Below are 25550 nucleotides of genomic sequence, written 5' to 3' on the forward strand. Positions count from 1 at the left end.
TTATTTTGAGTTATTAGGAATTGACATGGTAAGCTTGGTGCCGTTTTTTGTATCAATGTGTAGGCTCCCGTTTGCAAATTCAAGCCGTTCTCTCATGCCAAGCAGGCCATGTCCTTTTGAAAAGTATTTCTCTTCACCTTGAAACGTTCCATCATCAGTGACTGTAATGACAACTTCCTTCCAGAGCTGTTGAATGTCGACTCGGCAGGTCTTAGCCTGACTGTGTTTGACGACATTAGTGACAGCTTCCTTTAAGCACATGCTTAATATGTTTTCATTAAGCAATGAGATATTATCCGGCAATTGATCTTCCTCGTAGATAAACGTAATGCCGGCTGCTTCGAGAATTTGTTTGATGTTTATGATTTCATCCTTGAGCCGGATGCCTTTCATGGAAGATACGATTTTTCTGACTTCATTTAAAGAAGTTCTTGCAGTTTGCTGAACGCTTTTTAGTTCACGTGTTGCTTGTTCAGGGTCTTTGTATATCAATTTTCTCGCCAAGTCGCTTTTTAAACCGATTAGAGAAAGCTTTTGCCCAAGTGTATCGTGGAGGTCACGGGCAATTCGCTGCCGCTCTTCTAATTTCACCAGGTCAGCAATCCGTTCATTTGCATTCTCGAGTTTTTCTTCGAGTCGTTCGCGTTCTTTGCGGCTTCTAATACTGAACGGCAATAAAATCGCGCTGATGAGGGTAATGACGACAAAAGGAATTTGAGTCAGAAAGAATTCTTTTTTTAATACGAGGCTGAAATTGGCTGCGACGGCAGCGCTTATTAAATGGACGTAATATAAAATATGAAAAGGGACACGTTCTTTTATGTTTCCAATAAAATAAGCGATAAAAAAAGCAAAATAAATATAACTGAACAGCGTAATGGAGGCTGTTGAAATGCCGATTAATAAAAACGCCCACAAATAAATGGCCCAGCCTTTTGAGACAAAAGCAAATCTATATATCGAAAAAAATAAAAGCGTCAAAATGATGCCGATGATGATAACAAATGTAGATGATGATTGCCATATAAAGTAGAAGGGAAGGATGAAAAATATCGTCCATATATAAGGCGTAATCCCGCTTAGTTTTTGAAATGTAAAATGTTTTTTTATCATGATATTCCCTCATTTTCAACTTTTCATCTTACATGTAACTTTATCATTGCGAAAGCCAGAATGCACCCTCGAACAATAAAAAGGAAGCCTTCTTGTGTATAAGAGAAGACCTCCTTCATCATCAGGCGTTCCGCAGTTTCTGTTTTTCTGTTGAATCAGGCGGAGGGCTGGAAGGGATATGTTTGATATCCCGAAATGATACAAATTGTTTTTTATCTTCATCCCAAAGGCGGAATGCAAGTGACTGCAGACTTGTTTTTAAGGTAATTGTCGGTACGTTTTTCAATGGTTCGTGATGTTTATGAGCAACTTCAAGCTTATAGTTAGGCACCTTTGGACTCAAATGGTGAACATGGTGGTACCCGATATTGCCTGTGAGCCATTGAAGCAGTTTCGGGAGTTGATAAAATGAACTGCCTTCCACAGCTGCCTGGACATAGCTCCAGTTTTCATCTGCTTCAAAATAAGAATCTTCAAAGGTATGCTGCACATAAAACAGCCAAACCCCGATTGAACCTGAAATTAGAAAAATAGGGCCCTGCACCAGTAAAAACGATTGCCAGCCAAAGATCAGACAGCAAGCAGCAGCCAATGCCACAATTGCCAGATTCGTAAGATATGTGTTTACACGTTCTTTACGTCTTGCGCCTTTTTTGTTAAAACGGTTAGTAATCAGAAAAACATAAATCGGTCCGAGAATAAACATGATAAACGGATTTCTATAAAGCCTATATGCAAGCTTTGTTCGTGTAGATGCAGCTTTATATTCGTTTACTGTTAACATCCAGATGTCACCTGTCCCGCGTTTATCCAGATTGCTGCTTGTCGCATGATGAATCGAATGGCTATGCTGCCATTGAAGGTAAGGGAATAAAGTCAGGACACCGGTCACAAAACCGAGAATATGGTTAAAGCGCTTTTGTTTGAAAAATGATTGATGGCAGCAGTCATGGAAGATGATAAAAATTCTCGTCAAAAATCCTGCGGCAATTACTGTTAATGCTATCGTAAGGAGATAGGAGACATTGAGGCTGAAATAAGCAAGAAACCACAGTCCGAAGAAAGGGATAAACGTGTTCAAAAGCTGAATCAGGCTGTTTTTTGTTTCGGGTTTAGCAAAAGCAGCGACTTGCTTTGTCAGCTGTTTTTGTTTATGTGCAATGGTTTGTTCAGTCATAGTAAGTATCCTCTCATTGTGTGTCTCGGTTAAGTATACGCTAATCAGAGAAGGCTTTTGTAGTAGCACACATCATGCATCATATATGACATTTGTCATGGCTCCTCGTGCGGCTTGCATCTCGGATGATTATGGAATTTTAAACCTGTATATCCAAACTATGTGTTACCGTGATTTCAGAGCGATCCGGACGCCTCTTATTTGGTGAATAAAAAAAGCAGACATTGAGCCCGCCTTTTCCTCAACCTATAAAAACATTCTAAAAACACCAAACACTACACAAAACAAACAAGCTACCAGAGTAACTGCAAATTCAGTCTTTCTGCCAGATTTCAAAAGAGCAACTGATCGAACACTAATATTGATTCCAAACAATATAAGAACAAAGTTCAAATACCAAGGATTAAGACCAGACGGAATAATCAACAGAATTATTCCAATAAGGGTGAGATACTGAATTGCTTTAATGAATTTTGAAGAATGATCTTTGCTCACAGTACCACCTTCCGCGGTTTAGTTAAATTTAATGAAATTACCATTTTTATTGTAATTCATTTTTCGAAAGGAGGATATCATTTTGAAGAAACTTATAAATCAGCGTTAGCAACGATTATTTTTATACCATCTTTGTCATTTTTCTCAGACTTTGCTTGGGGCTCAATCGTTGGAATTGTAATCCTCAATTATCAGCGCGATCACAACTCCTTCATTCTCATTTTTATTGGACTAGAAAAATATCTATAAATTCTAAGCTGCCATCCAGTCCGTCTATATTTTCCCTTTGTTTTTGTGACAGCAAAAGGAAGAATTTAATTTAAAAAAATGGGCAAGTGTTGTGACGGTACAATAGCCCATTAAACAGGGAGTGGTCTTAATATGACAAAAGGCGTTAAAGTAGCATTATGGAGCATCTTAGTTATATTAATAATATTAACTATAGTTGGAGTTATATCTTATTATCAAACCCCCTCAACGTTTGAGTCGATTTTGTTTATTATAATTACACCGATTTTAGGGAGAATTACTTTTTCAGAGACCTACCATAAGTAATTCTTAAAACCATGGCCATACTAATAATTGCGATTAGTCCAATAATAATAACTATTGTTGAAATACATTCATTATCTGCGAACATATTAATAATAAATGAACCTACAACTATCAATAGTATCGAAAAAACAAACTTTTTCACAAACGAACCGCCAATTATTTAATATGTACTAAAATATTATAAAGGAGTTTTATCGTGAAAAAAATTAACAGTTGGTCATTTTAATATGTTTCTCTTTATTTTTCGCTGCTAGTTACAATACCTATGGCTAACGCAGAAGAAATTTCTAATTATGTTTCTTCTGAACGGGTTAATGCAGAAGCGAAAAGATGGAAAGGCATGTTGAACCTCTATTAGAATTAATTGATCAAATGCCAGAAAATATAGCTGACCACGGAATAAACTGTTAAACGTACATAAAGGTAAACAAGTTGAAGGTGATGAATTTGTTGTGAAGAAGAAAAACAAACAACTGGCTAAAAAAGCTTGTAAAAAAATTTACAAGCTGATTAATGTTTGTCGATCCATATTCGTGATGTACCCGCAACAGCTTCAACCCTGCATGTTCCCCCTATAGGAAACGTGGCAATTGGCGAGGTGTGTCCGGCATTTATATTTGCGATGATTGGGAGGCCGGATAATTCTTTTTTTGTTTTAATCATGGCTGTTACCTGCTCTATTGATACATTTGATGCTTGTTGAAATCTGCCGATTAAAATCGCTTTCACATGAGAAAAAGCGGGGAGGTGGATGAGTGATTGCAGATCGCGGTCAAACATGTGGATGTCTGACATATAATCATCTTCTATCAATAAAATCGTATTTTCTGTTTCTGGAAAATACTCCGTTCCCTGCAGCAAATTAAGCGTGCATAGGTTTCCGCCAATCAAAGTGCCTTCCGCATAACCCTCTTGAATCACAACAGGGCCGTTATGAGGATAAAAGTGCCTGTTTTCTTGATCCAAATACCAGCGGTCATCGCTCCATTCGCTCGAAGGATGAATCTGAAACGGGTCGTCCGAAGCGCAGCAAGAAAGAAAATAATCTTTTGTATAATCGAGCCCTTTTTTCATTGCAAATGTTGAAAAATGGGGACCTGAATACGTAACAAGACCCGTTTTTTGATAAATGGCGTTGCCGAGGGCCGTTATATCGGAATAGCCGCACAGAAGTTTTGGATGCTGTTTGATTTTTTCGAAATCAAGATAGCGCAGCAGCTGATTTGAATTGAAACCTCCAAGTGTCGTTAAAATCGCTTTGACACCTGGATCGAAAAAGGCAGCGTGCAGATCATGAACTCTTGATTCGATAGAGGATGAATCAAATTCGTTACATTCATTTGCGTGTTCAGCGATGGTTACTCGATAACCTAAGCGTTCTAATGTGGTTTTTGCTTGAATTTTTGCTTCATTTGATAATTTAGACATGCTGGTCGCGGGAGACACGATCCGGATTTCGTCTCCCTTTTTCAGTTTTGAGGCGTACATAGATTCCTCCATCAATGGTTTTACACCATTACAGCACATCTTGGCTCGTTCTTCCAGGCCTTTTTACAAATCAACCCACTTAATGCTGCCTGATTGTGTATCATGATCGACGCATACTTGGAATTGATGTTTTTCATAAAAATGAATCAGCCGGTCTACATGATTCCAATCACGCTTGGCAATGTCGCCGGTGACTTTCGGGATATTGTGGTCTCTGGCGATATCTTTTAAATATTTCATGCAAATAGAACCAAACCCCTGATTCGGAGGGCCTTTTATGTCGCCGATATGAATGGCATCTTCCTTGTAAGACGCTACAATTGAAAAAGAGTCTTTACCTCTGTAAGCCGTTTTACAATCAGTAAGCATAATTTTGCATGTTTGGCCATCATCAATCGATGAAACAATCATCCATTCTTCATGTTTCGATTGATCAATACCAAGCACTTTGGCATCTTTAGATAGATCCTTCATATTCTCCTGCATGCGGTAAATTTGAAATTCTAAATCATGTAGTTCTTCCTCAAGTTCTTCGCGATTTTTTTCTTTAACAGTAAACAAGATCAAACTCCTTTCAAAAAAACAGTTTTAGAAACACAGTTACCAATTGTATTAGATAAGAGGGGCGTCTGTAAATAACAAATCCATTATTACTAGAAATTAGCGCAAAGTAAGGTTTGATCGTTTCTAAGAGAGGAAAAAGAAAACTAACTTGTTGAAAAAGGAGGAATCAGAATGGCGATTGATTCATTGATTAAGAAATTAAAGTATGTCCAATTGGAACCGCCCGATAAAATTCTCTCCCTATATCTTAATACAGACATGAGAGATCCAGAGCAGCAGGGGGGAGAATGGAAGATTGCCCTAAAGTCAGGATTCGGCCGATTAAAAGAGTATTTGGCAGCAAGTGATCCAGAGGAAGAGAAGTGTCTGCAAGGTATCAGAACGAAAATTGAGCAACACCTCAATGAAATGGGAAAAGACATGCCCCGCAGTCTCGTGTTTTTTGTTTCCGATAGCGGTATATGGGAACCAATTAAGCTTCAAATCCCTGTAGAAACAAGATTTTACTGGGAAGAAACAGCTGTTCTGGACCAGCTAAAAGGGTTACGCCAAACGTACCCAAGTACGGCGTTTATTTTAACTCAGCAGCATGAAGTGAAAATTATTGAAACCGTATTAGGTGAAATTGAGGCGGTTGAGCATTATGAGTATGATATCATCAATGAGTCGTGGGAGAATCGCCATTCCTCTGCAAAAAAAGCGGTACCGTTTGAAGAGGACCGAATGAGGGAACATGTAACAGAGAACCAGACAAGACTGTATAAGCGGCTGGCTGCCAACCTTGATCAAAAAGCGGCCGCGAAAAGATGGGAACGAATGGTCATCGCCGGTGATAAAGAAACAGCGGATATTTTGGATCAGCATATGAATAAACCGATTCATTCAAAAATTCAAAAGAACCTTCTGAATGAAAATGAACATAAGGCCATTGAGCATTTAATCAAAGAGGCGTGAACCTAACAGGGCCGGGGCTACAAGCCGCCGGCCTTTGAAGTGTGTCTAATTTCTGACGAAGCATACGAAAACGTTGACAACCTCTTCGAATTTGCATACGATTTGGATAGCCAGTACAAATAGGAGAGGTCATCAAATGAATCAAACAGAAAATAAACCAAAAAATTATACGGGGATTGTCCTTACGCTGACAGTTCTGATTAACGGTTTAATCGCAGTGCTGTTTTTTATGCCTAAATTAGATCAGTTCAGCCATGCGAATATTCACATTTTGCCTATGCTGAATGCGATATTCAACAGCTTTACGTTTATCTTCTTATTGGCCGCGCTGATTATGATTAAACAGAAAAACATTAAAGCTCATAAACGCTTTATTTTAGCCGCTTTCACTACAACATTACTATTTTTGATTTGTTATGTTGTTTACCATTCGATTGCAGAGAATACGCTGTATGGCGGAGAAGGTATTATGCGTTCGATTTACTTCTTTATCTTAATTACGCATATCTTCCTTTCTGCAATCATTGTGCCGCTTGCGCTATTTACACTAATCAGAGGCTTCAGCATGCAGGTGGAGCGCCATAAAAAAATAGCCAGATGGACAATGCCTCTGTGGCTGTATGTAAGCCTTACAGGCGTTGTAGTATATCTGATGATATCACCGTATTATTAAAAGCCATACTGAGTATGGCTTTTTTTGCGCTTGTAAATATGGCAAAAGCCCAAATCAGTTGGGCTTTTGCCAATAAATTGATAGACTCCTATTCATGAGCCTTTGATTCCATAGTTTCAAGTGTTGCAACCTGTAAAGATTCTTCAACAGTTTTTGTTTTTTCTTTTACTTTTTCTGCATACGTGTAATCACCGTAGCAATACGGATAGCGGAAATTATTCACATTTCCCCCGCAAGTATACAAATCGGGATTTTTTTTGACTTGCTGCTCGGAGTATTGTTTTGCCAATTCCTCAGTATGCGCGCCTCCATGATCAGCTACAAAATCAATGTAACCTGCCCCCATGTTATAGCTTTGAATAATGGTATCCAAATCCACATCTTTTTCCTTACCGGTCTTGTACATGAGGGTAAATTGCTTGATGCCTTGTTTAACACTGAGTTGAGGGTCTGTTATCTCATTGCGTTTTAACCCCAGAGATTCAGAGGACTGCATGGGATCATTGCCTTTTCCTTTTGACTCCTGATACATCATGCCAAGTATGAGTGATGTATAATGAGAGAGTCCTTGATTTTCAAGCTCGTCTTCCACCAGCGGTTTATAATCGGTTAAACGTTCCAAAACAATCGTTTTTGTATCGATCGGAAGTTTTTTGATTAAATCCCGGTTGAAAAAAAGCAACATCAACAAAAAAGAGGCGGTGACAAAGACAAAAATCATTATAAAACCCGCAGCAGCGAAACAGCCTTTTCTCTTTTTCTTCACTGTGTTTCACCCTTAATGTTTGAAGCAATATGACCTTTTTATTATGACACAGAACGGTATATCAGACCAAGTAAAAACCTGATTTGAAACATAAATTTAAACTATGAGATTGAATTGGAATACAAGTGGACTGGTTTGCACCCAAGCACATTTGTTATAAGATAAAACTATGAATAAAGAAAGGTGATACACATGACTGAATTTAGAGAAACGGACCGGGCAGCTGCTGATCTGGACGAGGAAACGCTGTTTCTAGTCGCACAAACATTCAAAGCGCTTTCTGATCCTACCAGAATCAGGATTCTCCATTTATTATCCCAGGGTGAACATGCTGTAAACGGAATTGCGGAAAAGCTGAATTTACTGCAATCTACTGTCTCCCACCAGCTCAGATTCTTAAAAAATCTCCGGCTTGTCAAATCGCGCAGAGAAGGAACATCCATTTACTACTCTCCGGAGGATGAACACGTTTTAGATGTTCTTCAGCAAATGATCCATCATACACAACATGATTAAAAAAGATATCCTTGCTTAATCGCTGCTAGCGGGCAAGGATGTCTTTTTCTTTATTGCGTCTGTTCTGATCGAGTTCATTTCTGCTGAGCTTAATGACAAAAGAGGAAAACCCGATATAATAAACAGCTATCAGAAAAAAGACGCCAATTGTCAGAGGATCTGTTCCGATTGACTGACTGTACGATTCAAGGCTGTTTAGATCAGGCGAGGTAAGATAGAGCTCTGTCACTCGATAAAGAAATCTTGATAGAAATAAGGTTAAAAGAATCATTTCTACCCAAATATGAGTGCGAAAATAGATTTTTCCTCTGCGTTTTTCAAAGGAGATATTTTTCTTGGCGAAAAAGACAAGGAGCCAGCCGCCAAGAATGCCGAAAATGAGATATCCATATAAAAAAGGGTGAATGACGCTGAAGATCGAAAGACCAAAAGCAAACAGTGAGAAAAGAATCATACGGGTAAACAGCCAGCGAGGCTTCAGCGGCTGATATCCAATAGACCTTTTAATTTTTTTATACAGAAAAAAGATAATAATCATGGCAGGATAAATGCTCTGAAGTGTAAGATGCATGATGTGAAATCCCCTCCGTTGAGAAGTGTATGCTTATCCAGTTCAAAATAGTAGCTGAAAACAATACTGAACACAAAAAAGAAGGGGAAACCCCTGTTTTCATAACATATGCGGAGGTTCTTTGGGCCGCATAATAGATATGCCCAAGCGTTATAAAAATGTTATGATTAATTTCTCTGGAAAACAATAGAAGAAAAGGTGCACAAAATGAAACTGGAACGTTTGTTAGCAATTGTTGTGTTATTAATCAGCAAAAAACAAGTGCAGGCCGCTGAACTTGCTGAGATGTTTGAAGTATCCGTCAGAACAATTTACCGTGATATTGATACGATCAATAGGGCTGGTATTCCGATTGTGACCTCACAGGGCTCCGGGGGCGGAATTGGCATTATGGAAACGTATCGGCTTGAGAGAGAGTGGCTGAAAGAGGAGGAACTATTTGCGATTGCTTCTGCTTTGCAGAGTGTCTCATCTATGTACGAACCTGTTTCTCACAGCACAGCTTATCAAAAAATCAAGCACCTCATACCGGAGCAATCTGCTGAAGCATTTAAGCACCAAACAGAAAAATGGTTTATTGACATGACGGCTTGGGGCCGAACTGAGGATCAAAAGGCGCTTCGTGAGAAAATCAGTGCCGCCATTGATCGATTGTCGACGGTATCATTTACATATACAAACGCAAGCGGAGAAACACTTCTTCGTGAAACGGAACCTTACACTTTGGTTTGCAAGGCGGGGCACTGGTATTTATATGCCTATTGTCTAGTTAGAAACGATTTTCGCTTTTTTAAACTGAACCGAATGAAAGATCTGACCATCTCACATCAGTCCTTTATCAGAAAAGATATTCAGCTGGAGACTTTGCCGTGGGATAAGAACTGGTACCAAAAGGACCGTTTAACTGAACTGGTCATTCTTGTTCAGCCGGCAGCACGTCAGCGCATACGTGAATGGTTCGGATATGATGTTCTTCATTGTGATGAAGTTGAGAACTGCAGGGCCGTGATTTCTCTTCCTGAAGATCAATGGCTGATCGGTTTTTTGCTGCAGTTTGGAAAGGATATTGAGATTCTGGAACCTCTTCATATACGGGATAAAATAAAAGATACCATTCACCAGATGCAAAAAGTATATGAAACCTGACATACTGCTGTCAGGTTTCTTTTTTTATAATCTAAGTAAAAAGGAGGGATCGTATGAGTTTTTCACATATGACACACTTAAAACAGAAACGGTTTGCCGGACTTTCACGGCGGACAAGCAACGCATTGGAAATGACGGAAGAAAGGCGGATCCCGGCACTGTGGGATCAATTCTGGCAGCAGGATATGAGCATTCTTTTCTCACAGGCTGAAAAAGATCAAAGCATTATCGCCTTATATTCCAATTACGAGCAGGAGACGAATGGGTTTTACACGTTTTCAGTCGGAACGTTTCAGGAGGACAGCCGCACTCTTCCAGAACCCTATGAAAACATTGATCTGCCGGCTTCCGCTTATGCTGTATTCACTTCCAGAATCGGCCCTATTGAAGAGGTTGTGCTTGAAACGTGGAAGGAGATTTGGGCTTGGGATAAGCGTTATCTGCGTACATTTACAGGTGACTTTGAGGTGTATGATCAAAGTGCAGCAGTACCTCACCGGGCGCAGGTTAATATTTATGTAGCCATAAATAAATAATAACTCTTGATAAACTAATGGTGTTAGTTAATAATAAAACTAACACCATTAGTTTTATTAATGAAAAGATGAGAGTTACTCAGTACCAAACGGTTTGGCAGCTGACTTTTTTTCCGAGATTATTTCCGGTCAATTGCTATTTAGTAGAGGAAGAAAACGAAGTCACCCTGATTGATGCCGCACTGCTGGGCAGCTATAAAGGAATCATTCAAGCTGTAAATCAGCTGGGAAAACCGCTTCAGCATATTTTACTGACCCATGCCCATGGTGATCATGTCGGATCACTGGATGCATTGACACAAGCATTTCCTCACGCAAAGGTGATGATCTCAGAACGGGATTCTTTCCTGATGCAAGGCGACACATCGCTGCGTCATGATGAGCCGCAGACACCTATAAAAGGAGGTATTCCGAAACACGTGCAAACAAAGCCTCACCATCTGCTGACAGGCGGTGAAACAATAGGTTCACTGCTCGCTATTCCTACACCGGGGCATACACCGGGCAGCATGTCATTTCTTGATACGAGAAACGGCACTATCATAGCTGGAGATGCGTTCCAATTGCGCGGAGGAATCGCTGTATCAGGTCAGATGAAATGGGCGTTTCCTTTTCCCGCTTTCGCCACATGGAATAAGGAGGAAGCCATCAAAAGCGCACAATTGCTCGCCGACAAGTCGCCTTCCTGTCTCGCTGTCGGACATGGGAATTTCCTTAGGTCACCCGCAGAACGGATGCGCCAGGCGATCCAAAAAGCAAAGAAAGGATGATGAACATGTCACCGAGAATTGGATTGAGCCAAAAAATGATTGTAGACGCCGCAGCGGAGATTGCCGATCAAGAGGGCTTGAATAGTGTCACACTTGCCGCATTGTCTAAAAAAATGAATGTACGCCCTCCGTCGCTGTATAATCATATCAACGGGCTACAAGCGATCAGAACAGAGCTCGCTGTCAGCGGGCTGACAAAGCTTTTAGATCATATGGCAGACTCCATAATAGAACAAAAGGGTGATTCCGCTATGCTTTCTTTAGCTCATGCATATGTGGATTTTGCAGTTGAAAATCCCGGATATTATGAAGCAGCTTTGCTCAAGGTTCAGGACAAAAGGATGGAAATTGTCTCAGATCATATTGTCCAGCTTGTCTCGAAGCTGCTCATTGAAAACGGCTATGCAAACGAAAAGACTGCGATTCACGCGACAAGGGGGTTAAGAAGCCTGTTGCATGGCTTTACGGCTTTGATCGCAAAAGAAGCATTTGAACGTGAAGAGGATATTTCAGAAAGCTTGTCATTTTCAATTCGGACGTTTTTGTCAGGATTATTAATGAACAATAAAAATGTTATGTAAACTATTTAATAGATGTCTTATATTTCTGAATATTGTATAATATCATGGGAGTATACATAGGGGAGAGACAGGACATTCACAAAATTGAGCAGTTAGCGGCAGTATCATGGTGGGCTTAAATTCAGAAAAGCATGGGACAATGGCTCCTCAGAGCGAACTTTGGCGTGCCAAAAGGGCGAACAGCGTGTGGACATCAGGGAAATGCCTGAAGGAGATTTCCGGCAAGCAGCCGAGCATTTTTATAAATGCTTAGGCTTGCCCGTTTGTTTTCAAATCAGCCATGCATCTCCGAAAGGGCTTGCAGACAGCGGGTATGAAAAGGCAGACGAGTGCTTTCAAATGACAGCATTGTGCCTAGACATCATGAGCCATACAGATGAAAACAGCCGATTTACCTACAAGTGGGAACAGGAGCCGTCGCCCGTTTGGCTTGATACATTTATTTAATTAGAAGGATTTTCGCCGGAGCGGCATCAAGGCTACACACATATTTTCGCGCATGTCGCGGTGTAAAACCTTTTTCACGATGTATGACCAAGGGAACCTGACAGCGCTTGGAACGGCTTCTGTTATTGATGGCTACGGGGGACTCAGTAACATCGTTATAGCCAAGGAGCAAAGAGGAAAAGGGGCATGAATTCAAGTGATCAGGGCATTGACTGAATGGGCAATCAATAACGGAGCGAAGCACATCTATTTGCAAGTGCTGAAAGAAAATCTGGCGGCAGTTTCTTTATAGGAAAAAATCGGATTTTTTCATATATCAGAACACCATTACCGGATCAAAAGATGATCAAAGGAGGGGATTGCTGATGGACTTGCTTCAAGACATAATTTGCGAAAAACGGACATATACACGCCTTTATCATTCACATCAGCATAAATACAGTCAATTTCTTTTTCCGCTTGAAGGGTGTATTGATCTTGAGACAGAGGGACGCGAGGTGAAATTAAAGCCGGATCATTTTTTATATATTCCGCCTGAGTGCGAGCATCGTTTCCGGTCAATCGGCAGAAATGAATGTCTTGTACTGGATGTTCCGCTTCATACGTTGAAAATTAACGAGTATCGTGCAGGATCGGGAATTGAAGCTGCGCTCGATCCATTCTGGTCTTCGATCAGGTACTTGCTGACTGAGGAAGAAAAGGCCGGCACCGCGAACTCACTGCATATGCTTGTTCAATACATAAAAGAAAAGCTGCAATCCTATACATACGCCTCAATTGCCTACATTCACAGCCATTTATCTGAGCGGCTGACGATTAAAAAGCTGGCAGAAATCGAGCATTACCACCCAGCCTACTATTCAAGCTGGTTCAAGAAGCAGACGGGGAAGTCTCCGCAGACCTATATTGCCAATCTTCGTCTCGATGAAGCGAAACGAATGCTGATGGAGAAAAAGGAAACCCTTACTGTCGTGAGCGAAGCGCTGGGCTTTCAAAATCTCTCTTCATTCACAAGGTGGTTTACAAAAAGTACAGGCATGCCGCCCCGGCTGTATCGATGCACCTTATATTTGGATAAAAAATGATGGCTCTATGGTTAAACGAGCCTTAGAAAGCTCTTTTATAATAGGAGAAAAAGGAGTTATTGATATGGCAGTCATTGAGGACTTTGAGAAATTGGATATCAGAACAGGCACTATTGTAAAAGCGGAAGAATTTCCTGAAGCAAGAGTCCCGGCGATTAAGCTTGTGATTGATTTTGGAGCAGACATCGGCATGAAACAATCGAGTGCGCAAATTACGAAGCGTTACCACCCGGAAGATCTCATCAACAAGCAAATCATAGGAGTCATCAACTTTCCGCCGCGCCGGATTGCCGGATTTAAATCGGAAGTGCTGGTCCTTGGCGGGATTCCCGGCCAGAGTGACGTCGTCCTGCTGAAGCCGGATCAGCCTGTCCCAAACGGCACAAAAATCGGATAACATAAAAAAGACGTTTGCCTAAGGCAAACGTCTTTGCGTATTGAGGCGATGCACCACACGCCACATTCGTGTGCGCCGCAAAGGGCATGTACATCGGCTTACACAATTCAGCTCATCGCTATATGAATATAGCATAGCGGGTGAAGGAATGCAAGGGTTACTTTGTAATTTTTTATTCGTATCTTATTTTGCTATATTTACTGTCATTGTAGATGTACATATTCATATTAGTATTGAGTAATAACGAGTTGGTTTTTTGTGATAGGATGTTCCAAAAACAGCTTGAGCGAATATACCAGCCCAGGAGTATTTAAGACTAGGTAAACCTATAGAAATTCTTGCTATAATTCAGCTGCTGTGTCTATGTTCTTAGGGTTCCCTCTAAAACGATCTACAACCTTTTATTTTGTTGATGGTGGCACAGCTTGAATGGAAATTTCTCCAGACTTGTTGAATTTCTTTTTCTGTGCGTACTTTTTCAGCATCATTTGTGCTACAAGCTGCCAACGATAGGCTCAAAGTGAATGCGGTTATTGTGAATTTAATTTTTCCTTAATATCATTGCATTTCTCTTTAAGACTTTCTGGCGTATGTTAAAATTTTACTGAATTCATAGTCAAAAGGGGAATGTTTTATGCTGGGAATCAACGTTGAAAAAACAAATGAAAACTTAATTATCAATTGGCAGCTATCCAAAATTGAAATTCCAATCAAAGAAATTAACGTTGACCCAAACTATGGGGGAGAGGAGAAAAGCGCAGTCAGGATTGGGTTTCCTTATGGCTCTACGGATAGGGTAGTAATTAAAACAGTAAATAACACTTACATTTTGTGTACCACTAATGCTGCTTCTATTATGAGTAAAATCATTAATGCTTAAAGTATTTAAGTTTCATTATCAAATGAGGTGATTTATTTGACTAACTTTATTCATAAGACTGTAAATGGTTTGAAAAGTCTCTTAGATGAAAAAGGAGCCATTAAATTGTTTTGTTCAGAAGGTGATATCATGGAGTTCCTTGTTACTTTTTCACCGGACAAAGCAACCCTGAATGACATTCAAAGCTTTGAGGCTAAACACCAGCTTACCCTTCCAGAGGATTATCAGAAGTTCTTGACACTACATAACGGTGCGAAAATTTTTGAAATTCTTTCTGATGGGGAGAATATAGGTGGAGGACTTTATTTATTTAGCCTTAAAGAGATTGAAGAAGAATTAAAATATGAGGATTTGTTTGAAGGAATCAATGGTATTCCAATTGGTCACTTATTAGAAGGGTGCCATTTGATGATCGACAAAGATAAATTGGATAAAGGGGATCCCAACTATCTTTTTATATTAGAAATAGGGGAATATACATTAAATTTAAATTTTGAGATATTTCTAGATCGGTATATAGAATCCAATGGGGCAACTTTTTGGGAATGGCGCTACTATACCGCAGAAAATTATTATAGAACAAGATAGTGTGATGTATAAGACAGTCATTTTGGCTGTCTTTTTCTGTTATTCAAATAGATTATTGTGGTAAAATTTACATAGAGTAAGCATGAAAGGAGAATGAAATGAAGGTATTTGAAGCTGATTCATTACTCTCTGAAGCGGATAAAAGAACCAAAGAGTACAAGGAACTAAGGTCACAAATGGTGAAGCTCAAAAAAGCGTTTAAGTCCGTAGCTGACTTAGATGACAGCGAGTTTTCAGGTAAGGGTGCTAACAACATTAAAGCATTTTATCATGATCATGTTGGTGTTACAGACCAATGGATTGATTTAATTGATATGAAAATTGCTTTTTTAAGCAGCGTTTCTGGAAAACTTGAAGAAGCAAAGTTGTCAGATGCTTACATAGAAGAATCTTTTCTAGAGCATGAACTTGTAAATGCATATACAAAATCAAAATATATTATGTCTGAACAGAAGAAAGCGATGAAAGACATCTTAAACGACATCAATGATATTCTTCCACTTGATATATTCTCAACAGAAGACTTCAAAGACAAACTTTCTTCTGCAGATGACAAACGTGAAAAAACAATCGATAAGCTTAACAAGATTGATGAGGATTTAAAAACAGAGTACGCAGAGACTGAGCCTAATGAACAATTCATTCAGCAAGATTTTAAAAAGTTGCAGGAATCAACAGGGAAGGGGAAAAATGCCACTCCGATTCACTATAACGCCAAAGCGTACAGAGAAAGTGACATACATAAGAAAAAAGGCGATATTGAGAAGCATTCTGAATCTTATTTAAGCGTGAAAAAAGAAGAAGCAAAAGAACGAGAAATCAAAGAATTAAAGAAAAAACTTAATGATGGTGTGTCTGATCCTGATGAGTATTTAGAGATCGCTAAGAAAGTAGGCTACGAGAATCTTGAGCCAGCTCAAGTTCAGCTTGCGGTGCAAATCGAACAAGCAAAGCAGCTAGAAGGGGCAGGAGAAATCACCTGGGATATCGTAAAAGGTGTAGGAGTAGGTTTATATGATGTTGGTAAAGACACTGTAACCGGCATATGGGACTTCATCACCGATCCAGGAGAAACATTGTCAGCACTGGGCAATGCAGTTATTCATCCAGTCAAAACATATGATGCCATTTCAGCAGCAATAGAAGAATCGTATCAAAAAGATATGGTGAATGGAGATGCCTATTCTAGATCCAGATGGGTGACGTATGCTGTTGGTTCAGTGGCTGTAGCTGTTGTTGGAACCAAAGGTGCAGGAGCTATTAACAAAGCAGATGCGGCGGGTAAGGTAATAAATAAAGCAAGTCAAGCAGGGAAAAAAATCAAGGACGTTAAGATACCAGATTTGCTGCCTTATAACCCTAAGTACAATCTTGCTATGGCAGGGGACGTGCCATACAATGTAGTGGATGGAGAAAACTTAAAAAATCAACTAATGAGTTTTGCTAAAGGATCAGATAAAGAAGTAAAACCTTTCGATGTCGTTGATTATAGACCAAGTAACAGTCCTTTAGAGAATCATCATGGTGTAATGGATGTATGGGCTAAACATAATGTTCCGAATTATGTGAGTAGAGGTAGTAATACGCCAACAGTAGCTTTAACTAAGGAGCAACACAATGCTACCAAGAAAGTTTATAGAGAATGGTTGTACGAAAAAACAGGGAAAAAAGTTGGCGGTAAAGTAAATTGGAAAGAAGTATCACCCAGATAAATACAAGAACTTACTGAGAAGATGTTCGATGCTGCTAATGTTCCTAAAGAAGCGAGACAGCAATATTATAGCGCATTTAATCAATACAACTTTAGAAAGTAGGTGTGGACATGAGCACTGATATGTTAATCAAGAAGATTGCTTCTACATCAGACTGTCGGCTGTTTGAAGCTGAGGGTCTCCCGGTAATAGACGAGAAGCATCAACTACCAAGAGATGTTAGCGAGTTTTATGAGCAATGCGGCGGAGCAGTTTTATTTGAAAATGCGGATTACCCAATATACATAGTAAGTCCAGATGAGTTTAAATTGGCTAATCCCGTTATTGTCGGGGAACTTTGTGAAGAAGATATTTCATCCGAGTGGTATATTGTTTGTACAGATGGAAAAGGAGAATATCTGACAATTGATTTAAACGACGATCGTAAAGGTAAATGTTACGACAGCTTTTTTGATCGGCATGGAATTGTTGGTGAAACACAGGTAATAGCCACCTCGTTTACTGATTTAATTCAACGGTTGCTTGATAATAAGGGGCGGCATTGGTATTGGTTAAGGGATGATTTTATATCATTAGGCGATGCATATGATGGTGTTGAAATTGAATAATCTATTAAACAAAAGTATTGCAAGTGTTAAATTGATAAAGAGGCGCAATATGGTGGATACTCTGTTATTATTTTGCAGAAACAATAATCGGTTAAAATTATAGAAATGGAGACCTTACATAAATGGAGAAACACAAAATAGATTCTTTATTACAAGATTTAGATGAACTAGATGATAGAGAATATAAGCGCACCTTAGAGATTTATAAAAACAAAGCGCATGAAGACGAATACTTCAAACTTATATATAACGGTTTTATGCAGCATTTTATAAAACTTGGATTTTCTCATTTAAAGTATGCTGTTTTATGTGGAGAATATAAAAGTAAACGTTTGAAATTTAATAATGATCCATGGATAAATTTGTTCTTTTCTCCAAGTTTCTTTAACTTTAACAGAGTTTATTATTTGTCAGTAGCTATAAACAATATTGCTACACTTGTAAAATTTAGATTCACTAAACCAGATAATTATATCTCCGCCAATTTCGAGAGAATTCAAAAAGAGGCCAAAAAGGTGGCGGAATATAGAACTCATAAAGTATACAGACTTATAAATGATTTATTGGGGAACCATAATTATAATTTACTCATGAAATTTAGAAAAAATATAGACCATGGATTGAATCCTGAGTATGGTAACGTGTCCTTGTTTGATACTTTAAATTTTTCGGTTATTGAAGATAAGATTTTTGAAATATTAGAGGCGTTTTATTACGAAATTCTTAATACAGAGATAAACATATCTAATATTGATATTGACAAATACAGAATAAAAGAATTCCCAGTTGTTGAGTTACCTTCAGTTCAAGAACAGGGAATTTTTGATTATATTATTTATAATAATAAAGCGCATGAGGGCTTCGTTAATGTAATAAGTAATTACTATGATTATTTATTACCTTTTATGAAACAAAAAAATCAAATTAAACCTCTATTAAACATACTTAGCGATATTGTGTTTAGGTTTCATGAAGTATTCCGTGCTTTTTCTTATTTCTTTTTATTATACAGGGTGAAAAATGTAGAAGATTACTTGCCTATTGAAATATTGGAGATGATCAATTTAGATGATTACCAATATTTTATGAATTTATGTTTAACAAGAACATATTCTGTTCATGATAAGTTAGGCTTGTTTTTTACTAAAACTTATTCTTTACATGGGAGCAAAACTTATTTTAAAAATGTTGCTGAACTTTTGATAAAGAATGAAGAAGGTCGATTTGACGAGTTACTAACAGATAAGTTAAGTCAAATTATTAGTTCCCCCCCGTTTGAATCATTGGATTTCTTAAGACAGCAGTTTATGCACGGAGCCGATTTTAGTTTCAAACAAACTGAAGGGACTGTTGTATTTGACGATTATTTTTTAATTTGTTTATATCTAAATAATAAAAACTTGTTAGCGTTAATTGAGTTTATGGTTTGTGATTTTTTCCCTGTCGTAATTAAAGAATTTCTTGATAAGGATCTTTATAAACAGTTTGATGAATTAATATATACAGTGACTACTACCATTAATCCTCATATTGCAGCGCTTATGAGCAACTATAACTTGAACACTAAATAAAATAATGGTTTTATCCATAAAGCAATTCTATTGCAAATAACATTGTCATCTGGTTATAATTAGGATGAAGATTATACGTTTTAGCGTATAAAAAATGCATTTGTTTAATTAAAGTGCATAAAATAAAAAAGACCGAGGTGCGCCAACACCCCGGCATGTACAAAAAGCTGCCCATCAAAGGGCTTGCTCGGTGTTGTTCTAGGTAGACCTAACCCTTCAGGATTCCAGTCTCAAGGGAGGTCTATTTTTTATTTATATACGTCAACATGGCAATTATAAATGACCCGAATGCAAGCATTAGCATTAATGCCTGGAATGTTGACATAGCGTCACCCCCTTTCATTAGGGGATGAGCAAGACTCCCTTGAGTGAGCAAACTTTATGTACAGGAAATATTATACTATACATAAATCCCCTTGTCGTTAAAAATTCACAGTATATCGACAACGAGCAAAACGAAAAGTGAGGGTTGAATATGAAGACTGTCAGCCAAGAAATCCAAGATTTGTCTATTGAATCCTTGGGGTCAACTTTTATTAAACTTTCAAATGCTTATAAAAGCACGACAGAAAAAGGTTCAAACACAACCCTTGTCAAAAAGAGACTAAGCGCAGTAAAAATTGGTTTAGAAAGCCTAAAAGGTACTTGGAATGGTGAAGATTTTTGCTATGAGCAAGAAATCATATTGACTTCTAAAGAAGTTCTACAAGATATCATTCCATCTATTGAAAAACAAATAGCAAAAGCAAAAGAAGGCAGTTCTCAAAAAACATTAAATGAGCGTCGCTTAACTGCACTAAAACTGGCAATCGAATCTTTAGACAACCGTCTTATATAAGACAGTTAATTGTTCCAGAATCGGGCGCGTTACATAAACAAGATTGAAGGAAACCCTATTTACTATGGTTTCCTTTTATTTTTGTGTATTTATCAACATTAAAATTTAACAGAGCCATTCAATTATTAAATCATTTGAGTGATTGTCGATATTTAACATGTGTAAAAAATGGAAAAATGCTACAATTATAAAAATCTCTGAGAGGATTGTGATTATTAAATTGGTATTTACAATTGACATTAACCAATGTTGGAATACCTTCACAGCTAGCTTGAACGGGACAGAAGGTAGTGCGTGCTTTTTGATTATAGTAAGTATTGTAAAAGGAGTACGTGTTAACAATCTCATGAACTCCCTTAAATTATTTTAATATTATCTTGTAATGAATTAACCTAATTCCACTATAGAGTCTCAGACTTTACTTGTTTCATAGCGTGGAACTTACTTCGTTCTGCATGTGGAATGAATTACATAAACCCAGCTGCAGCTTCATTGTAGCCGGTTATGAGAACTTCAGTATAATCATAATTGATCACTTTCAGCTTATTAATCTCATAAGGGGAGTCAGCTTTATTGAGTACGATTGCCTCTAAGTTTATTCTTTGGCCAAGGCAAATGAACGACTTAGAGGCAATTAACTGACCGTCTTTGAAGATAACATCGAAGACAGAGTAAACAATCTTATGGGCTGATTTTTTGGACATAAAACGTTCCACTACAGCTTCAAAGTCAGGAGCACCATCTGGAGAAGCTACAATGACTTCACAATCTCTAATGTGTATTTTCTTTGTGATAAATGGTTCGAATGGGGATTAATTACAAATATTATTCCATCAGATTAGAAACAAGAATTGCGATTGTACGAAAAATGATAAGGCTATGGTGGAACAAGACTACCTATAATGTAATTTTAGTCCTTTGTAATTAAATTACAAATAGTCATAATATTCACTCGTGAATTCATGGTATTATATTGAAGGGAACGATCAAAAGCTTTGGCGTTAGTAATTAAGAATGTTTTAAATATATACGAGTGCTACCTCATGTCAAAGTCAGAAAAAATATTATAGGAGGTAACATATGTTTAAGTTTAAAAAGAATTTCTTAGTTGGATTAACGGCAGCTTTAATGAGTATAAGCTTGTTTTCGGCAACCGCCTCCGCAGCTAGCACAGACTACTGGCAAAATTGGACGGATGGGGGCGGAATAGTAAACGCTGTCAATGGGTCTGGCGGAAATTACAGTGTGAATTGGTCTAATACCGGTAATTTTGTTGTTGGTAAAGGTTGGACTACAGGTTCTCCATTTAGGACAATAAACTATAACGCTGGCGTTTGGGCGCCGAAAGGCAATGGATATTTGACTTTATATGGTTGGACGCGATCACCTCTCATAGAATATTATGTAGTGGATTCATGGGGTACTTATAGACCTACTGGAACGTATAAAGGTACGGTATACAGTGATGGGGGTGTATATGACATATATACAACGACACGTTATAATGCTCCTTCCATTGATGGCGAAAACACTACTTTTACACAGTATTGGAGTGTTCGCCAGTCGAAGAGACCTACTGGAAGCAACGCTACAATCACTTTCAGCAATCATGTTAACGCATGGAAGAGTCATGGAATGAATCTGGGTAGTAATTGGTCTTACCAAGTCTTAGCGACAGAGGGATATCAAAGTAGTGGAAGTTCTAACGTAACAGTGTGGTAACAGATCATCTTTAATCAGGGGTAGCTAACGGGCTGCTGATCGTTCCTTAAGAATTTTTATAATCATTGTTATTATTGTGAGTTACTAATAATCGACGGTCTTTTAGTTGGAATCCCAATATATGCCTCGGATATGGTAAATAATTATTAAACAAACATTGGAATATATAGTCACGCACTTCAATCAATGCAATTAGAAGCAGCAGATAAGATGGATTTATTGTTAAATGCGTGACCTCACCTGTGACCTGACCAAATAAAAAAAGCGATGAACTTCGCTGTGTAAAGCTTTGTAGTACCTCTTTTGACACGCCACATTCGTGTGCGCCGCAAAGGGCATGTACATCGGCTTACACAATTCAGCTCATCGCTATATGAAATAGCATGGCAGGTGAAGGAATGCAAGGGTTACTTTGTCATTGCGATATTTACTTTTTTTGACAACAGAAGATTTTATCGAGAATCTGAAATTTCAGTTTTATCATTAATTTATTAAATAATACTTTTATAAAGGTATTTGCACTAAATTTCAATAATATTTCTAAAGAGAAGTTATCTAAACTTTTTGACTCATAATATTAAAGTTGATTATAACAGTCTACGATATAGAAAACGAACGAAATCAGGTTAAGAATATAACTTGAATAAACTTGATATTAACATACTGGGAAGAAAAAACGCCTTGATATAGATTTAATCTTTAGCCAAACGTAGATTGAGTTGGTCCCAGTGCTCACTATTTGATGACGGTCAGAGCAATACCATATCCTTTTTCCAATGAGTAGGCAGAGGTTATTTTCACTACTTTCCAGCTGCCTTCTGATGCTTTTGTTCCTATCCCATTATGTGCCGTAAGATAATCTCCTTGACCGACAGTTTCGTCAATACGCACATAATGCTGGCCTACCAATCCTACTACATGCCATTCGTCTCTTGCTGCCCGTGAATGATAATCTGTCTCCAGCGCAGTGTCGTAATCTGGATTTTGTTTAGGCACACGTATGAGTTCACCGGTTTCTTTATCAGTCATAATCTCGTAAATGAATCCGCCAAACTCATTTGTCAAATAGCGGCCCTGCCAGGCAAAACTGGATGTTCCTGAAATGAATGCTGCAGTTTCTGAAATAACGCCAAGCATATAATCTCCCGCATAAGCAGGCGCTATCTTTTCACCTCTTAAAGTCACGATTGTGCCTGTATGGATTAACTGTCCAGTTGAACTCTCAAAATACTCTCCATATCCACCTAAAGACGAACTAATCGCACCGGCAAATGTCCCGTTTCCCCCAATAGAGTCAAGAAGCCATTTTATTGATCGGTGACCTCCTGCCACGGTATATGGTTCTTCCAGTATAATACTTTCAGAAGATAGTATTGTTCTTGACACATTGTTTCCTTTAATATGTGCATTGTTTGAAGATGCAATTAAAGCACGAGACCCTTCTGTGCTGGAACCTCCTGAAGCGCTGATGACAGCATTCCTTTCTCCTCGGGCTGTAATGTCACCGGTACCCGCGATAACTGCGCTTGTTTGGTTAAAGGCAAAGCCAGAGGTGGTTGCAAGCTGTACGCCTCCTTTTAAATTGATTGGAACCTGTTGGTACGTTTGACCTTTGATGGAGGCAGCCACACTATAACCTTCTGATTGTACACCGAGAATTGTGGCCTGATTATTAGGCGACTGGATACCAACGGTCCCATTATCAGTAATCATCGTTCCATTTAGTATATTCACATTATAGAGACCGCCACCGATAGAAATTCCTTTGGGAGCAGAATGATATATATCGAAGTTTGAAATTTTAACATAATCAGTTTTATTTGTTCCACCTGATAAATTAATATCAACGCCAGCTTTCTTAAATCCTCGAATTTTTATACCATTAATGGTGATATTTTGACTGCGATATTGCAAAGCTATGACAGGATAACCTTTATAGTCATAGTCAGGATCACCAACTGCTGTGAACCCGCTTACATTAATGTTTTTATATGCCGAAATAACCAGAGCTCTTGGCGTAACAGCATCATAAAGCGAGTTGAAAACTGGTTCAATTGCTGAACAATCAATGAGTGTGACATCGTATGCTGTTGTGCTTTCAGGATCTGTGATTTGATGGTGACCAATATGCCGAAGATCAAATGCGCGCACATCTCGATAAGAAACATGTCCTATAATATGGACATTTTGAGAGGCCGGCCAGAGTTCATGAGCTTTTACTTCTACTCCGCGAATGTTTCCGCTTGTAAAGTTATTCAAAAGCCACACATGCCTAGAGCCGTCGTCGATTTCTATTCCGTTGGAGTTTGAAACACCTTCTGCAAACTCAGTTCCTCGCGGATTTCCTGAATGGCAGTTTGAAATAAAGATGTATTCGCTGTAATGGGTGGTAATGCCGTCATCTCCTGAACCGTATGTCACACAGTTATCGATCCAAATATATCTTGACCCGTCTTTTGTCCAATCGGTATCAGGCAAATGATCATACGTTGGCGATGTAATATCAATACCATGAAGTCCTGCGTTAATAGCTTCCACATCTTTGATCCAACCATATTCAACTTTAGCAAAAGTTAAACAACTCGAGAACTGTCCCCCCGGATTTCTCACGCCGCATTGTCTACTTGGATTCCAGTCTAACGACATTCCTTGGACGAAAATATTACGATTCCCATTTTGATAATCATCATTTGTAATCACCCATTCATGTGCTGGAGTGTCTTCATGCAATTTAATTACAGTAATTCCTTTACCTTGTCCCACAATTGTTGTCCAGGATGGAAGTTTGATCCCTTGAACAAGATATTCTCCGGCGGGAACATTCACTTTGACGCGACCATTCCCAATTGCTTTTCGAAAAGCTTCCGTATTGTCTCTTCCGTCTGGAACAGCGCCGAAGTCTGCCACATTTACTTCCCGGGTGATCTTAGATAAAAGTTTGTAGTATTCCTTGTCAAGACGTTCTTTTAAAAGAGAGGTGATCTCTCCTTCAGCTGTCACCCTCGCGTCAGTAACTTCGATATTCTGATCTGTAACGGAATGCTTAATAAAGTTTTGCATTCTTGTCTTAATATGTTCTAATTCGGATGAAAATTTGGGTTGAGACTGAGAATTGGCGTTTAGAGAAGGATCAGGACAATTTTTAAAATGAACCATTCTAAAGATACCTCTTTCTATTAGTATAAGCGCAATTTTCGGAAGGGGCATGCATCTCTTTTGCGCTTATCTTTACAAATTCTTTATTTGTTACAAAATTCCTTTTGGATTTATACTGGTTTTCAAGAAATATTAGTAAGAGATCACTAGTATTGTATATAAAGCAGCAGTAAGAATTTTTAATGTACCAGTGAAATGCAGAAGGTGCGTCCGATGAATATACACTTGAAACAGCGAGTATGATATTACAAATTTCAATGCATATGTTTCATAGTGCAGATATGAATCTCACGACTTTTTTGGCATTGAATAAAAAAGAGCTTATTCCTACAGTTGAAGTATTAGACAAGGCAGCAATTGAACTTAAAGAGGAAACGCACCGAAATCTAAACACTTGGTGGAAGAGTTGATTTATAAAAACAGGTAGCCTATTTTATAAGCAAGATAGGAGGTCTTAATTAAATGAAAATTTCCTAAAGTAGTCTTACCTCTTTAAGTAGACAGGCCATAAAAAACTTAAAGAACCAGTGTGTGACAGAACTCTTTTGAAACTTTTATTCGTTTTAGCATGAGAAGAGTATACGTTTTCTGTTTTAGATGCGATAAAAAACGAAGGTCTGCAACGCAATTCGTATATAGAG

General features: G+C 38.4%; 23 protein-coding genes and 5 pseudogenes. 17 read left to right on the plus strand and 11 right to left on the minus strand.

The genetic code is table 11. The features are described 5' to 3' along the window. The 4 genes from ACMX2I_RS11480 to ACMX2I_RS11495 form a co-directional block, all read right to left on the minus strand. Entirely contained in the window at positions 1-1113 is a 1113-nt protein-coding gene (locus tag ACMX2I_RS11480) for a sensor histidine kinase (protein ID WP_087993834.1), read from the minus strand. Between the two features lie 121 nt (positions 1114-1234). After that, positions 1235-2290: a fatty acid desaturase DesE gene (gene desE, locus ACMX2I_RS11485; RefSeq protein ID WP_414956997.1), complete on the minus strand. Its 1056-nt coding sequence runs from the start codon at positions 2288-2290 to the stop codon at positions 1235-1237. Between the two features lie 1560 nt (positions 2291-3850). Further along, positions 3851-4828, minus strand: coding sequence for a S66 family peptidase (locus ACMX2I_RS11490; protein WP_414956998.1), 978 nt, complete (start codon positions 4826-4828; stop codon positions 3851-3853). 63 nt (positions 4829-4891) lie between these two features. After that, complete coding sequence (locus ACMX2I_RS11495) at positions 4892-5389, minus strand: hypothetical protein (RefSeq protein WP_414956999.1); 498 nt, start codon at positions 5387-5389, stop codon at positions 4892-4894. A 174-nt stretch (positions 5390-5563) separates the two neighbouring features. On the opposite strand from ACMX2I_RS11495, the gene ACMX2I_RS11500 reads away from it, so the two are divergent. Then, positions 5564-6346, plus strand: a complete 783-nt coding sequence (locus tag ACMX2I_RS11500; RefSeq protein WP_087993877.1) for a VLRF1 family aeRF1-type release factor — start codon at positions 5564-5566, stop codon at positions 6344-6346. Positions 6347-6482: 136 nt separating this feature from the next. Beyond that, entirely contained in the window at positions 6483-7019 is a 537-nt protein-coding gene (locus ACMX2I_RS11505) for a DUF420 domain-containing protein (protein WP_087993876.1), read from the plus strand. Positions 7020-7107: 88 nt separating this feature from the next. Here ACMX2I_RS11505 and ACMX2I_RS11510 read toward each other — a convergent pair whose 3' ends face one another. Next, positions 7108-7785 carry a lysozyme family protein gene (locus ACMX2I_RS11510; RefSeq protein ID WP_087993875.1) on the minus strand — a complete coding sequence of 226 codons (678 nt, stop codon included), beginning with the start codon at positions 7783-7785 and terminating at the stop codon, positions 7108-7110. Positions 7786-7977: 192 nt separating this feature from the next. Between ACMX2I_RS11510 and czrA the strand changes: the two genes are divergently transcribed. Next, entirely contained in the window at positions 7978-8301 is a 324-nt protein-coding gene (czrA, locus tag ACMX2I_RS11515; RefSeq protein ID WP_414957000.1) for a Zn(II)-responsive metalloregulatory transcriptional repressor CzrA, read from the plus strand. A 25-nt stretch (positions 8302-8326) separates the two neighbouring features. Here the strand turns inward: czrA and csk22 are convergent, their stop codons facing one another. Next, a complete protein-coding gene (csk22, locus tag ACMX2I_RS11520; protein ID WP_087993874.1) occupies positions 8327-8872 on the minus strand; it encodes a mother cell-specific sporulation protein Csk22 in 546 nt (181 codons plus the stop codon). A 207-nt stretch (positions 8873-9079) separates the two neighbouring features. On the opposite strand from csk22, the gene ACMX2I_RS11525 reads away from it, so the two are divergent. The 7 genes and pseudogenes from ACMX2I_RS11525 (at position 9080) to csaA (ending at position 13834) form a co-directional block, all read left to right on the plus strand. Next, a complete protein-coding gene (locus ACMX2I_RS11525) occupies positions 9080-10018 on the plus strand; it encodes a helix-turn-helix transcriptional regulator (protein ID WP_414957001.1) in 939 nt (312 codons plus the stop codon). 53 nt (positions 10019-10071) lie between these two features. Then, positions 10072-10554: a GyrI-like domain-containing protein gene (locus ACMX2I_RS11530; RefSeq protein ID WP_414957002.1), complete on the plus strand. Its 483-nt coding sequence runs from the start codon at positions 10072-10074 to the stop codon at positions 10552-10554. Positions 10555-10622: 68 nt separating this feature from the next. Then, positions 10623-11324 carry an MBL fold metallo-hydrolase gene (locus ACMX2I_RS11535; RefSeq protein ID WP_414957003.1) on the plus strand — a complete coding sequence of 234 codons (702 nt, stop codon included), beginning with the start codon at positions 10623-10625 and terminating at the stop codon, positions 11322-11324. A 5-nt stretch (positions 11325-11329) separates the two neighbouring features. Next, positions 11330-11905, plus strand: a complete 576-nt coding sequence (locus tag ACMX2I_RS11540; RefSeq protein WP_414957005.1) for a TetR/AcrR family transcriptional regulator — start codon at positions 11330-11332, stop codon at positions 11903-11905. A 119-nt stretch (positions 11906-12024) separates the two neighbouring features. Continuing rightward, positions 12025-12644, plus strand: a pseudogene (locus tag ACMX2I_RS11545) (GNAT family N-acetyltransferase). A gap of 67 nt (positions 12645-12711) precedes the next feature. Then, positions 12712-13437 (plus strand): AraC family transcriptional regulator, encoded by a 726-nt coding sequence (locus tag ACMX2I_RS11550; protein WP_414957006.1) that lies wholly within the window; start codon positions 12712-12714, stop codon positions 13435-13437. A gap of 64 nt (positions 13438-13501) precedes the next feature. Further along, positions 13502-13834, plus strand: a complete 333-nt coding sequence (gene csaA / locus ACMX2I_RS11555) for a chaperone CsaA (RefSeq protein WP_414957007.1) — start codon at positions 13502-13504, stop codon at positions 13832-13834. 447 nt (positions 13835-14281) lie between these two features. On the opposite strand, the pseudogene ACMX2I_RS11560 reads toward csaA, so the two are convergent. After that, positions 14282-14380 (minus strand): annotated as a pseudogene (locus ACMX2I_RS11560) (hypothetical protein); the annotation flags it as partial. 88 nt (positions 14381-14468) lie between these two features. Here ACMX2I_RS11560 and ACMX2I_RS11565 point away from each other — a divergent pair. The 5 genes and pseudogenes from ACMX2I_RS11565 (at position 14469) to ACMX2I_RS11585 (ending at position 19193) form a co-directional block, all read left to right on the plus strand. Beyond that, a complete protein-coding gene (locus ACMX2I_RS11565; protein ID WP_087993867.1) occupies positions 14469-14714 on the plus strand; it encodes a hypothetical protein in 246 nt (81 codons plus the stop codon). A gap of 36 nt (positions 14715-14750) precedes the next feature. Next, the gene (locus tag ACMX2I_RS11570; RefSeq protein ID WP_414957008.1) at positions 14751-15302 is read left to right on the plus strand and encodes an SMI1/KNR4 family protein; all 552 of its coding nucleotides are present in this window, start codon (positions 14751-14753) and stop codon (positions 15300-15302) included. Positions 15303-15400: 98 nt separating this feature from the next. Then, positions 15401-17116: pseudogene (locus ACMX2I_RS11575) on the plus strand (T7SS effector LXG polymorphic toxin). 8 nt (positions 17117-17124) lie between these two features. After that, entirely contained in the window at positions 17125-17622 is a 498-nt protein-coding gene (locus ACMX2I_RS11580) for an SMI1/KNR4 family protein (RefSeq protein ID WP_414957009.1), read from the plus strand. A 122-nt stretch (positions 17623-17744) separates the two neighbouring features. Further along, entirely contained in the window at positions 17745-19193 is a 1449-nt protein-coding gene (locus ACMX2I_RS11585) for a Cthe_2314 family HEPN domain-containing protein (RefSeq protein WP_414957010.1), read from the plus strand. 241 nt (positions 19194-19434) lie between these two features. Here ACMX2I_RS11585 and ACMX2I_RS11590 read toward each other — a convergent pair whose 3' ends face one another. Beyond that, positions 19435-19518, minus strand: a complete 84-nt coding sequence (locus ACMX2I_RS11590) for a putative holin-like toxin (RefSeq protein ID WP_414958327.1) — start codon at positions 19516-19518, stop codon at positions 19435-19437. Positions 19519-19668: 150 nt separating this feature from the next. Here ACMX2I_RS11590 and ACMX2I_RS11595 point away from each other — a divergent pair, with 150 nt between their 5' ends. Then, positions 19669-20031, plus strand: coding sequence for a hypothetical protein (locus tag ACMX2I_RS11595; protein WP_414957011.1), 363 nt, complete (start codon positions 19669-19671; stop codon positions 20029-20031). Between the two features lie 407 nt (positions 20032-20438). Here ACMX2I_RS11595 and ACMX2I_RS11600 read toward each other — a convergent pair. Together ACMX2I_RS11600 and ACMX2I_RS11605 are read right to left on the minus strand one after the other, a co-directional pair. Continuing rightward, positions 20439-20633: pseudogene (locus tag ACMX2I_RS11600) on the minus strand (ATP-dependent DNA ligase); the annotation flags it as partial. Positions 20634-20654: 21 nt separating this feature from the next. Beyond that, a pseudogene (locus ACMX2I_RS11605) lies at positions 20655-20807 on the minus strand (ATP-dependent DNA ligase); the annotation flags it as partial. 304 nt (positions 20808-21111) lie between these two features. Between ACMX2I_RS11605 and xynA the strand changes: the two are divergent. Then, complete coding sequence (gene xynA / locus ACMX2I_RS11610) at positions 21112-21753, plus strand: endo-1,4-beta-xylanase XynA (protein ID WP_087993973.1); 642 nt, start codon at positions 21112-21114, stop codon at positions 21751-21753. 735 nt (positions 21754-22488) lie between these two features. Here the strand turns inward: xynA and ACMX2I_RS11615 are convergent. Continuing rightward, entirely contained in the window at positions 22489-24909 is a 2421-nt protein-coding gene (locus ACMX2I_RS11615; RefSeq protein ID WP_414957012.1) for a peptidase G2 autoproteolytic cleavage domain-containing protein, read from the minus strand. Positions 24910-25550: the final 641 nt, after the last annotated feature.

Source organism: Bacillus sp. SW14 (assembly GCF_047608225.1).
Classification (GTDB): domain Bacteria; phylum Bacillota; class Bacilli; order Bacillales; family Bacillaceae; genus Bacillus; species Bacillus subtilis_G.

What these genes read in the sequence shown, in the direction of transcription:
- csk22 (WP_087993874.1), bottom strand. Translation starts at nt 8,872, where the DNA reads ATGCATCTTACACTTCAGAGCATTTATCCTGCCATGATTATTATCTTT.
- ACMX2I_RS11590 (WP_414958327.1), bottom strand. Translation starts at nt 19,518, where the DNA reads ATGTCAACATTCCAGGCATTAATGCTAATGCTTGCATTCGGGTCATTT.
- csaA (WP_414957007.1), top strand. Translation starts at nt 13,502, where the DNA reads ATGGCAGTCATTGAGGACTTTGAGAAATTGGATATCAGAACAGGCACT.
- ACMX2I_RS11595 (WP_414957011.1), top strand. Translation starts at nt 19,669, where the DNA reads ATGAAGACTGTCAGCCAAGAAATCCAAGATTTGTCTATTGAATCCTTG.
- desE (WP_414956997.1), bottom strand. Translation starts at nt 2,290, where the DNA reads ATGACTGAACAAACCATTGCACATAAACAAAAACAGCTGACAAAGCAA.
- ACMX2I_RS11565 (WP_087993867.1), top strand. Translation starts at nt 14,469, where the DNA reads ATGCTGGGAATCAACGTTGAAAAAACAAATGAAAACTTAATTATCAAT.
- ACMX2I_RS11530 (WP_414957002.1), top strand. Translation starts at nt 10,072, where the DNA reads ATGAGTTTTTCACATATGACACACTTAAAACAGAAACGGTTTGCCGGA.
- ACMX2I_RS11615 (WP_414957012.1), bottom strand. Translation starts at nt 24,909, where the DNA reads ATGGTTCATTTTAAAAATTGTCCTGATCCTTCTCTAAACGCCAATTCT.
- ACMX2I_RS11480 (WP_087993834.1), bottom strand. Translation starts at nt 1,113, where the DNA reads ATGATAAAAAAACATTTTACATTTCAAAAACTAAGCGGGATTACGCCT.
- ACMX2I_RS11535 (WP_414957003.1), top strand. Translation starts at nt 10,623, where the DNA reads ATGAGAGTTACTCAGTACCAAACGGTTTGGCAGCTGACTTTTTTTCCG.
- czrA (WP_414957000.1), top strand. Translation starts at nt 7,978, where the DNA reads ATGACTGAATTTAGAGAAACGGACCGGGCAGCTGCTGATCTGGACGAG.
- ACMX2I_RS11505 (WP_087993876.1), top strand. Translation starts at nt 6,483, where the DNA reads ATGAATCAAACAGAAAATAAACCAAAAAATTATACGGGGATTGTCCTT.
- ACMX2I_RS11540 (WP_414957005.1), top strand. Translation starts at nt 11,330, where the DNA reads ATGTCACCGAGAATTGGATTGAGCCAAAAAATGATTGTAGACGCCGCA.
- ACMX2I_RS11580 (WP_414957009.1), top strand. Translation starts at nt 17,125, where the DNA reads ATGAGCACTGATATGTTAATCAAGAAGATTGCTTCTACATCAGACTGT.
- ACMX2I_RS11585 (WP_414957010.1), top strand. Translation starts at nt 17,745, where the DNA reads ATGGAGAAACACAAAATAGATTCTTTATTACAAGATTTAGATGAACTA.
- ACMX2I_RS11525 (WP_414957001.1), top strand. Translation starts at nt 9,080, where the DNA reads ATGAAACTGGAACGTTTGTTAGCAATTGTTGTGTTATTAATCAGCAAA.
- ACMX2I_RS11490 (WP_414956998.1), bottom strand. Translation starts at nt 4,828, where the DNA reads ATGTACGCCTCAAAACTGAAAAAGGGAGACGAAATCCGGATCGTGTCT.
- ACMX2I_RS11500 (WP_087993877.1), top strand. Translation starts at nt 5,564, where the DNA reads ATGGCGATTGATTCATTGATTAAGAAATTAAAGTATGTCCAATTGGAA.
- xynA (WP_087993973.1), top strand. Translation starts at nt 21,112, where the DNA reads ATGTTTAAGTTTAAAAAGAATTTCTTAGTTGGATTAACGGCAGCTTTA.